Annotated in this window: 7 protein-coding genes; all 7 read right to left on the bottom strand. The window is 36.9% G+C overall.

Going from position 1 to position 11,512, the window contains the following annotated elements:
- Positions 1-363 precede the first annotated feature (363 nt).
- Complete coding sequence (locus SAY88_RS13575) at positions 364-1,932, bottom strand: class I adenylate-forming enzyme family protein (protein ID WP_332632357.1); 1,569 nt, start codon at positions 1,930-1,932, stop codon at positions 364-366.
- A gap of 18 nt (positions 1,933-1,950) precedes the next feature.
- Positions 1,951-3,516: a class I adenylate-forming enzyme family protein gene (locus tag SAY88_RS13580; protein ID WP_332632358.1), complete on the bottom strand. Its 1,566-nt coding sequence runs from the start codon at positions 3,514-3,516 to the stop codon at positions 1,951-1,953.
- A gap of 15 nt (positions 3,517-3,531) precedes the next feature.
- Positions 3,532-4,713, bottom strand: a complete 1,182-nt coding sequence (locus tag SAY88_RS13585) for an acetyl-CoA C-acetyltransferase (protein ID WP_332632359.1) — start codon at positions 4,711-4,713, stop codon at positions 3,532-3,534.
- Between the two features lie 339 nt (positions 4,714-5,052).
- On the bottom strand, positions 5,053-7,245 hold the full coding sequence (locus SAY88_RS13590; RefSeq protein WP_332632360.1) for a helix-turn-helix domain-containing protein: 2,193 nt from the start codon (positions 7,243-7,245) through the stop codon (positions 5,053-5,055).
- A 490-nt stretch (positions 7,246-7,735) separates the two neighbouring features.
- Positions 7,736-8,137, bottom strand: a complete 402-nt coding sequence (locus SAY88_RS13595) for an acyl-CoA thioesterase (RefSeq protein ID WP_332632361.1) — start codon at positions 8,135-8,137, stop codon at positions 7,736-7,738.
- Between the two features lie 108 nt (positions 8,138-8,245).
- On the bottom strand, positions 8,246-9,445 hold the full coding sequence (locus SAY88_RS13600) for a thiolase family protein (RefSeq protein ID WP_332632362.1): 1,200 nt from the start codon (positions 9,443-9,445) through the stop codon (positions 8,246-8,248).
- Between the two features lie 6 nt (positions 9,446-9,451).
- A complete protein-coding gene (locus tag SAY88_RS13605; RefSeq protein ID WP_332632363.1) occupies positions 9,452-11,509 on the bottom strand; it encodes a 3-hydroxyacyl-CoA dehydrogenase/enoyl-CoA hydratase family protein in 2,058 nt (685 codons plus the stop codon).
- Positions 11,510-11,512 lie beyond the last annotated feature (3 nt).

Genomic DNA, 11,512 nt, shown 5'->3' on the forward strand with positions numbered 1-11,512 from the left:
CAAGCCACCTGAGTCTACTTGATAATTGGTAAGAAAGTTAACTTTTTTGTGTCCAAAATATTGACCTAGATCCATTAGAGTAAGTCCTGTTAAATCTTAACAGGACTTACTCTAATGTTTAATACTAGTTAAAGTTTAATTTCGCCTATTCAACTATTTGTTAAAAAATTAAATAGGCATTTAAATTGTGAGTTAATATTAGATATTCAGAATTATAAGTAAAGAGAGTATCACTTTACTATATATATATCCACGTAAGCTTGAAAAGGGGTATAAAATAAAAATCTATTTCCGAAAACGTGGAGGCAATTGGTCCTTCACTATCGACATCGGTAGTTCGGAGAAGACCTTTTCTTTTCTTGTTTAGTCCTTTTCACTTGTATGAACGAGTTTAAGCATCTTTTCTTTCAATTTTCCTTTTTGGATTTTCCCACTCGCTGTAACTGGAAACTCCTCCACAAACACCACTTTAGAAGGTACTTTGTACGTTGCAATAAATGTTTTGACGTATTCCTTTATTTCATCAGGAGTACAGCTTTCCCCTTTTTTCAGTTTAATAACGGCACAAACTAATTCACCTAATACTTCATTTGGATAACTAACAACAGCACATTCAAGTACTTTTGGATGTTTTGCTAATACCCCTTCAATTTCCTGTGGATAAATATTGTATCCACCACGGATAATCATTTCTTTTTTTCGTCCTACGAAACGAAGATAGCCTTTTTCATCTAAAGAGCCAAGGTCACCAGTATAGTACCATCCATCTTCATCAAATACTTTCTTCGTTTGTTCTTCCATTTTATAATATCCCTTCATCGTACCAAGACTTTTACAAGCAATTTCCCCAACTTCTCCTACTGGCAACATTTCTCGATGTTCATTCACGATTTTCAACTTAACCCCGTCAATGGCCTTGCCTACTGTTTCCAAATAATTGATCTCTTCCTCATCGTAATCAGTAATCGTTACTGTTCCCGTTTCAGAGATTCCAAATGAGATTAACAGATTCAGTCCCATCTTCTCCCGTATGGCTCTTATTGTATCAGGTGGACAAGGAGCTGCCCCTACCATTCCTGTTCGCAGTGTCGATAGATTATATTGATCAAAATCAGGTAGATTTAATTCCATAACAAACATCGTTGGAACGCCTTGATGAATTGTCACTTTCTCTTCTTCAATTAATTGTAGTGTTTGCTCTGGTTGGAATTTTTCTTGAAGGATAAGTTTTGATTGTGCTGCAACCGATGCCATTAAATTACATGCAATGCCAAAAATATGAAACAATGGTGCAGGTACAATAAATACATCATCTGTTGTACAACGTAAACTAGCAGCTAATGTATTACCAGATTGAACGATACTCCGATGTGGCAACATGACTCCTTTTGGAGCACCTGTTGTGCCGGATGTATAGAGAATACAAAAAATATCATTATCTATATCGATTTCAGGTAGAGTAATACTAGTATTGTTTCCGTTTGTTATGAGCAAGGAATTAAATGACATGGTACGTTCATGTTCAAAACGAACCGATATGATTCTTTCAACGCTTGACGCTAGTTTCTCTAACCTAACATTTTTCTTTACTTTTTCACAAACAAACAATAGTTTCGGTTTTGAATTCCCAATAATATAATCGATTTCGTTCTGACGGTAGTTTGGATTAAAAGGGACAACAATTCCACCAACTTTTGCAACTGCAAAGAAAATAATTGGTGTTTCATTCCAATTCGGTAAGCAAACACCCACTCTGTCTCCTTTTTTTACCCCAAGCTCTATCAACTTTCCAACAAGTTTCTCAACTCTTTCATGTAACTGTTTGTAAGTAATCCTTTCTTGTAAATCATAAAGAGCTTCACGATCAGGTTTTAATTCAACGGCTCGAGTTAACAGTTCTGATACGGACAATTTATTGTCTTTTACAATCATTCAAACCGTTCCTCCCTTTTACCATTCTTTTAACTGCTTAGTAAGTTCTACCATTAGTTCCATCTTATTAATTTTTCCACTTGCTGTTTTGGGGAGATCTTCAAGAAACACTAACTGGTCTGGGATTTTATAGTTTACTAGTTTTCCTTCCATATAACTTTTCAAACAATATTCATCTTCTACTCGATCTGGCTTTAACTTAATCACTGCACAGATCATTTCTCCTAATATAGAATCTTCCATCCCAATTACTGCTACCTCTAAAATACTTGGATGTTTGTATAAAACATTTTCTACTTCCTCTGGAGAAATATTGTAACCTCCACGAATAATCATCTCTTCTTGTCTACCAATGATCGTAATATAATCGTGATCATCCATCTTTGCTAAATCTCCAGTATATAGCCACCCCTCTTCATCAATTCTCATGATTGTTTCTGGTAAATGAAAGTATCCTTTCATAACCCCAAAACTTCTTACTGCCAACTCACCAGTTACACCTCTTGACACTTCATTTCTAAATAAATCAACTATTTTTACCTCCGTCCCAGGAAGTGGTTTTCCGACAGTAGCCGAACGCAAAAGATCATCATCATATAAACTCGTTGCTGTAACACCGGCTGATGTTTCAGTTAAACCATATGAAACGATAATATTGCACCCCATTAAGGTTCGAATTTTTCTAACAACCTCTTCTGGACATGGAGCTGCAGCTACAATCCCTGTTCGTAACGTTGATAAATCAAATGATCCGAGCATCGGATCATTTAATTCAAGGATGAACATCGTTGGCACTCCATGATGCACGGTAACCTGCTCCTGTTCAATTAGGTTAAGTGCCTCTCTCGCCTGAAACTTTTCTTGTAAAACCATTTTTGCTGAAATAATTGTTGCCGTTATCATACTTGGAATTAATCCGAATACATGAAACAGCGGGACCGATACAAGGAACACATCTTTGCTATTACACTCCATTGCTTCTGCTGTTACATTTGCTGTATAAATGGCATTTTTATGAGTGAGCATAACACCTTTTGGTTTATCAGTCGTTCCAGACGTATATAAAATAGTAAACAAATCTTTGTCTGGATCTATTTTCACGTTAAGAGTTTCTTTGGAGTCTTCTTTTTCTACTAACTCCTCAAATAAATAGAAGCTTTTGTTTTGACCACGAACCATGATTATCCGTTCAAGAGTGACGTAATTGTATTGTCCCTTAACATAATGTTTAAATAATTCTGTATGAGTAAAGCAATCGGAAAGAAAGACCGTACTAGCTTGACTATTTTCAAGGATATAAATAAATTCCTCACGACTAGAACGTGGGTTACATGGAACCAAAACTGCCCCAAGCATTGCTAAACTAAAATAAATGACAACCGTCTCGTTCCAATTTGGTAAGCAAACCATCACTCGATCGCCTTTTGTCACACCTAGCTGAGACAATGATGAAGCTAGTCGTAGACTCTCTTCATAGAGAGTCCGATATGACTTTCTTTCAAAGCCGTCAAATAATGCCTCCTTGTTAGGATGTTTATTTACGGCTTGCTCTAACACTTGATGTAAAGAAAGACTTCCATTCATAAATGTCCTCCTCGCTTATACTCTCTCCCAAATGGCTGCAATTCCTTGACCGCCACCAATACAAAGAGATGAAACTCCGTATTTTTTCCCACGACGCTTTAACTCTTTTAACAATGATAATGTAATTCTTGTTCCTGATGCGGCCAATGGGTGACCTAATGCAACAGCACCGCCATTTACATTTCCAATTTCCGGATCAAACCCTAACTCTTTTTGACAAGCAATGTATTGTGCAGAAAAAGCTTCATTAATTTCGATTAAATCAAGATCTTCTAATTTCATCCCAGCATTTTTCAATGCTTGTTGAATAGCCGGAACCGGTCCGATGCCCATAACTTTGGGATCAACTCCAACTACTGCATAAGAAACGAGGCGCGCTAAAGGCTTTAACCCTCTTTTCTCAGCGTAGTGACTAGACGTAAGTATGGCTGCTGCTGCACCATCATTTATACCGCTAGCATTTCCCGCCGTAACAACACCACTTTCGACGAATCTTGCATCTAATTTTGCTAATTCTTCTAGAGTTGTGTTCCTAGGGTGTTCGTCAGTGTCAACCGTTACATTTCCTTTTCTCTTCTTCACGGTAACAGGTACAATTTCTTCTTTGAAATATCCTTTTTCCATTGCAGCTAGTGCACGCCCATGACTTAGGCATGCATGTTGATCTACTTCTTCACGAGATAGCTCATATTGTTTTGCTAAATTCTCAGCAGTGACAGCCATCGTGCAATCTCCGTACGAATCATAAAAAGAATCCCATAGCCAATCTTCGGCGCCCGTTTGTCCTAAACCTAATCCCCATCTTGCACCACGAATGACATGTGGTACTTGACTTAAATTTTCCGCTCCTCCGGCTAACGCAACTTGTGATTCACCTATTTGAATCAACCTTGCAGCTTGCACTATAGACTCTAAACCAGATCCACACAAACGGTTGATCGTTAAGCATGGAGTTGGAATGGACACCCCAGCCTTTAGCCCGACGTGACGAGCTAATACATGTGCATCTGTACTAGATTGCATAACATTGCCGAAAAAGACTTGATCAACTTCATCTGCATTTATTTCCGAACGCTTTATTGCTTCTTTGGCTGTTAATGCTCCTAAATCTGTTGCCGTAATTTCTCTAAACGAACCACAAAATCTTGTAAAGGCGGTACGTGCCCCTTCAACTAGTACAACATCATTTTGTTTCATCTCATCATCTCCTGTTTTTAAATTTTATTAATCTGTGAACGGCGCCAATAATACTTCTTCAAACAATACACTCAACAAGCTCTTTTCTCACACATGATAACGCTTTTAATTAATAGACTAAGACTATCCGATTAATTGTTGACATAGTTATACAAACTGTTTATTTAATAGATTTACTGGTTGTTAGCTTTTTCCGATATGCTAATTATAAATTGTTAACTTTCAGAAAAATACCTTCATGATGTAGGAATTGACATTTCTTATTCCAACTTCTTGTAGGAGTAAAAAGCAAGGAGAAATCTTCCCCCTGCTTTTTAACTGCTGCTTAACATGATTTATTTACAAATTCGCATAATATAAATCATATAACTTATAGGCCATCATTAAATCGAATCGATGTTCTGCGAAGGCTAAAGAAACTTCTAGTAAGTTCTCAATTTTCTCTAATCGATATAACAAAGAACTTCGATGTATAAAAAGTTCCTCAGACGTATCTTTAATGCTGCCATTATTATTTAAAAAAACTCGCAAAGTATGAAACAAATCCATACTCTTTCCTTCCGAATATTTAAGCAATGGTTCTAAATGCTTTTTTATAAATAACATCGCAATTGATGAATCTTTTAAATGATGGAGGAGAGTGTACGAGCCTAAATCCTCAAACATTGCAAAACCAACATTTGAAAAATGATGAGAAACAACGCTCAATGCCTGAACTGCTTGTTGATACATCGTGAAGTAATCTTGGATGAATTCCGTTTTGCCACCTATTCCAACCAAGATCGTACTTTTATCTCCTTGTAGCAACAACCACTTCTTAAGTTCCTCATGCAATTTTGCCCAAAATACTTTAGGATTTTCCTTCTCTTTTTCAATGGGAACAATTAAGATCAAATCTCCATCTTTATTTGCCAACAATATATCTTGATCGTAAAACAAAATTCTTGTTTTTAACTGGTCCCAAAGCAGAGCTTTTTTTGCTTGCTGTTCTAGGATATTGTCGTTTGATACTTCATCCCCAAGGTCAAGTGATACTACAGCGACCCTATGCTTGTTAAACAAATTCCATTGAAATAAGTTTGCATATTGGATGATACTTTCCTTATCCTCCACCTTCTCTACAAGCAACTTATGAATAAAACTATCCTTTACTTGTTCCTTTGCATCCAATACAATCTTTTGTTTAATAAATTGAATCGATGCTATATTTCTTGCTAAATCTATACTTAATTTATAAAAATCATCAATTTCTTCCCCTGTAATATCAATGGCTAAATACCCTAGCAAATCTCCTCCTCCATCAACAGGCCAAACACCCATCTTCCGATCATCGTCTATAGAAAACCATAAATCTCGATTTTTCTTTTGATATACTTCAAACGTTGCTAATTCAGTAAGAGTATGTAAGTGATCATTTGTTAAGCCGTATAATTCATAGGCGACCGGCCTCATAAACCGGTCGAAAATCAAAACCGATTTTGAGAAAAGTTTACTGAGTGTTAAAACAATGCCATCAAAATTATCTTTCTCAACCGTTTCTTTAACAAGCGCTTGCTGATAATCCAATAAGTAATGAAGTCTTTGTTTATGATCTTTCTCATTATGGTAAAGACGTGCATTTTCTAACATCGCAGCAACATGGTTGGAAAGAAGCTCAAGAATTTCTAAATCTTCATTTGTAAATACATTGCTGCTATGTTCAACATGTATCACACCAATTGTTTTTAAATCAATGAGCAGAGGAACTGTAAGTTGGTTACCACCGAGTGTTTCTAAGTACGGAAAATATTCTTTTAAGACATAATTTTCTTCAATCTGAATAATATTCGCTCGGGTTTGACTTCCATAGGAAGGTGATTGCAATACAAAAGAATTTTCTTTTTCATTGAATAAATAAATACAAGCAAATTGAGCATTTGTGGATTTCCCTGCCCTTTCCACCAGTCTTTCAACAACTTGATCAATTTCGACATCTAATGTAAGGTTTTGACTCATCCACTCAATGTCACTAATTTTGCTTTTTTGGATTTCCTTTCTTCTAGATAGCGAAATAGCGACTGCTACATCTTTACCAAACTCAACAAATACTTTATCCATTTCATGTAAGAGTGGAACATATTTGTTGAAACCAAATACACAAAACCCATAATTATTAGGTTCATCTTTTAAAGGAACTGTAAACCAAGTTGCTACTTTTTCTTGTAATAATAGTCTTGTAAAATTACACTCAGTCTCCCTGTCTACCTTTTCAAATGTGATGCTCTTACTCAATAGTGTTGGCAAACACTGATTTACCCGTAATGGAAATGCATCTGAAATAGACGTGGTACATCCGCTCCAAACTTTTGATGTTAACCACTCTCCTTCTTTTAGAACAATTCCAACAAAATCACATTTAATTTCAGAACGAGAGGAGTCAATTAAATACTGCAACGTTTCTTCTTCCGTGTCGAATTTCACAAGTTGACGAGCTGTCATTCGTAAATGATTTTCTAACCGATTTAGTAACTTTTCACGTTTTGTCAGTATCATTATTAGCTCTCCTTTCTTTTAAATAGGCTCTTTTCGCATACTTTGTTGTTTTATGGGTTAGGCGTTCTTCACATGTTCTATCTTTTGCGCTCCAGGTACTCGCCCTTTAAATAAAACGCTTACATTTTTTGGTTACTCTTTTGCTGTTTATAGTTATCTCTATATAATATTCTTTGTTTTTCTACAAATTCCTTCTATTCCATAACAGCGAAAAGATAATTATAAATGAATAGAAAGCTTTCAAGTCCCTGGACAAAAAGACCAGGGACTTGAAAGCTTTCATTTTCTTTCTTGCCATTCTTTTAAACTTTTCTATGTTCATAGACACGATCGGTCATTCTGTTTCCTCTAATCCTATTTTTAGTGTTTCAACAACTCTTTTGCAATTACATCCCTTTGAATTTGGTTAGTCCCTTCGTAAATTTGCATAAAGATAAGTGGACTTATGCACGAGTAATCTCGACCCTTCAATGGTCATCGCAATGTCCCTTTATCCTATTGCATTTTCACGAAGTTTTGCAGGAACAGGGATCGCTTTTGGTTTCCCTTCAAAACTAGTCCACGCTCGAACTTCCTTGCCTATTGCAACGATCGTATCGACTCTTTTAAAGATATGTTCTAGAATTACAACCTTATTTCGAATCTCAGTAATAGTTGAATAGACTGTAACAATATCTTCAAACAACAATGGAGTCCTAAATTGACAATTCGCTTCTAATAAAGGCATACCAACCTTTTCCTCAGCAAATAGTTTTGAAGGTTTAAAACCAATTTGACCAAAATAATGATGAGATGCTTCATTCATCCATTTATAAAAATTAGGATAGAAAACGATCGCAGCTGCATCCGTATCTCCCCACTTCACTTCAAATGTATACTCTATTGTTTTCATCCAAATCCCCTCCGTTTTTTCTTTATCTTTGTTAACTGACTAGCGGCAGTTAACAAAAAAATTGACCGCAGTACATGATGTACTGCTGGTCAGGAACCAAGCAATTGACTACCCCACTTTGACAATGATAGCTGCACCATTGTCTCCTGCGGCACACCCTGTTGCTAATGCATATCCTCCACCTTTAAGTACAGTTTCCTCAATTGCTTCGATCAGCAGTCTTCCCACTGTCGGTGCTTGCGGATGACCAAAAACCAAAGAGCTTCCATAATTATTGATATTCATTGGGTCAATTCCTAGCTCTTGAGCAAGATATATATCATTCACAATAAATGGATTGTGATTTTTAATCGCTTTCATATCATGAATAGATAAACCTGCTCTCTCTAATGCCATTTTAACAGCTGGTACAGGTGCTGCCGGCATTGTGGCTTTCTCTGCTCTTGCATAGCCATAGGAAATGATTTGAATTGGAATTGCAGAATCGGTGCTTAAGTTGGCAGCATTTTCTTGAGAAGTGACAATTATTCCTGCATTTCCATCCGCTGGATGTGTTTGACTGCCAAACGTCAGGATGCCATCTTCGGTCGTTGGCTTTAGTTTATTTAAAGCTTCTTTCGATGTTTCATTAACACCTTCATCCGCTTCAAGAAGTATCGTTTTTCGCTTAGAAATCCTAACTTCAACTGGCTTCAAATATTTTTTTTGAAATGCCCGATCGTCTTTTAACGAATCGGCATACTGCTCGTAGCGACGAAAAGTTAGTTCATCCGCTTGTTCCTTAGTAAACCCATTTTCTTTCGCAACTCTCTCTGCTGTATAAATCATCCCTATTCCGGTTGATGGGTCACCAGCCATATTGTCCATATTCCAATTTTCCGAAATGACCTCACCACCAGGCCCTTGCGGATTTGGCCAAACGGTATGAGGCCCATTGGAGCAGCGGTCGACTAACATACAATACGCTGTATTTGCGTTTCCTAATTGAATTGCAGCAGCTGCATTATAGAGAGTGGTTGTCGATGTTGCGCAAGCATGCATTAACGTTTGTCCTGGAATATCCGGAGCTCCCATTAATGTGGAAGCCCAGGAAGCACCGTAAAATACACCTTTTTGTCCTATTGTAATCCCTAAATAAAGATAATCCAATTCTTCATTAGGATCTAAATTTCTTGACTCAAACCATGCTTTACTACTTTTGGCACCTAGTTCTATAGAATGTTCATTTTGCAAAGTGCCTTGCCATTTACTAAACGGTGTTGAGTAATAACCTCCATATGGAATAAAGGCCTTATCAAACATACTCATGAGTACTTATGCCCTCCCTACTAGTTTGGTTTTAAACACTGGATGCTTGCCTTTTGTTACAGCAATTAATCCAGTTAGAGCATCTTCCGTTTTAAAAATCGGTACTAAACCGTCTAGTTCAAGCTCAATCCCTTCATCAATTGAAAGATCTGCTTGTTTATTAATCAGTTCATTCATCGTCTCAAGTGCGATTAACCCTTTATTCGAAAGAACTTTTAACACTTTCTCTGCTAATTCATTCCTAACCCCCTCTGGTTTTTCACCATTTAACATACGCTCCACATTTTCATCAGAAAAAGCCTTTTTGAATTCTTCAAATGATGATGGAATTTCTCGCTCTCCATATTTATTAAACTTTCCATTCGCCACGATCTTTTCAATTGCTGCTTCAGTATCTTTCATATCTACTAACTCCGTAACAATCCCCAATTCTTTTAGCACTTTTGCTGGAATCGTCTTACCTGTAAAGGTATAATATTTCGTTAGCTCTTTCCCAATATGATGATTCGTTCGAAGCATTCCACCTAAACCAGGATAGATCCCTAATCCACTTTCAGGGAAGCCCATTGATCCTTGATGTGTTGCGACAATTGCTTGACATGCTAGCGCAAGTTCACTTCCTCCACCAAGAGATAGTCCGTCTAGTACAGCAATGGTTAGCTTCTCTGACATTTCGAATCTTCTAAATAACTCATGACCCTTTCTAGTAAACGCTACATTTTTCTCGATTTGATTCGTTTGAATGCATTCAATAAAATGCTTTATATCAGCACCTGCTACAAATGCTTTTCCAGCGCCTTGAATCGCAATTCCTTTTACTTTTGGATCTTTCTCCGCCTCTTCAAATGCTTTTTCAAGTTGATTTACAACTACTGGATTTAATGCATTCATAGCTTCAGGCCGGTTAATCGTAATATAGGCAATGTCATTTTTCACTTCTAAATCAACATATTTAAATTCAAATGGCAGCCCCTTTTCAGCCTGTTTTTTTAACACCTCAGGGAAGTGGAAGCCTGAACGTGATGTATATAGTTCTTTTACCATTTGACACGCTTCTTGAACACCAACTTTATTTATTAATTCAAACGGTCCTAAGCTCCATCTTAAACCTATTTTTGCCCCTCTATCCGTATCCTCAATTGAAGCTACACCTTCGTCAACCTGTGCACCTGCCACACCAAAAATGGTTGCGTATAGATGGCGATTAATGGTCTGAAATTTGGTTTCATCTATTTCACCACTAAGATCCCAATCTTGTTTTAACTCCACTTGTCTTCTAAGGATATCCGCTGGAGAATAAAATTCACTTACTTCCTGCCCCATATATTCTGAGACATGTAATGCAATTGGGATTCCTGTTACATTCATTAATTCAAAAGGACCCATTCCAATTTCAAAACCTTGGTTTGCTGCAGCATCAATCGTTGCCGTATTAGCTACCCCTTGATCCAATAAATAAATAGATTCTGTCAGAAACGTCGAAAAGTAGCGATTGACAGCAAAGCCTGGTGAGTCTTTTACGACAATACATGTTTTATTATGAAGTTTTCCTATAAAAAGCGTCGTCTCGATCGTCTCTTGAGATGTTCCTTCGTGCGGGATTACCTCTACCAATCTATTTTTTGCAGGATGATAGAAATAGTGCATGCCAATGAATTTCTCTGGTCGGTTTGTATATTTAGCTAGATCTCTTATATATATACCTGAAGTATTAGTCGCAAAAATCGTTTTCTCATCACATATTTTATCTAACTTGGCAAAAAGATCCCCTTTCACTTTTTCATCTTCAAAAACTGCCTCAACGATTAAGTCTGCATCTTTTAAAGCTTCATAGTCCGATGTTGCATGAACTCGAGCCAATGTGTCAGACACTTCCTTCTCACTAAATATCCCTCTTTCTATGCCCTCATTAAGCATTTTCTCTATAATGGAGATACCTCTTTGAACTTGCTCTTCTGTTACATCAACTAATGTTACATGCAAACCTTCTTGCGCCATTTTTTGCGCAATTCCAGATCCCATATTTCCTGCGCCAACTACCCCAACTTTTAATGAATTTGCCATTTT

Origin of the sequence: Halalkalibacter flavus, from assembly GCF_036663575.1 — a bacterium.
Classification (GTDB): Bacteria; Bacillota; Bacilli; order Bacillales; family Bacillaceae_D; genus Halalkalibacter; species Halalkalibacter flavus.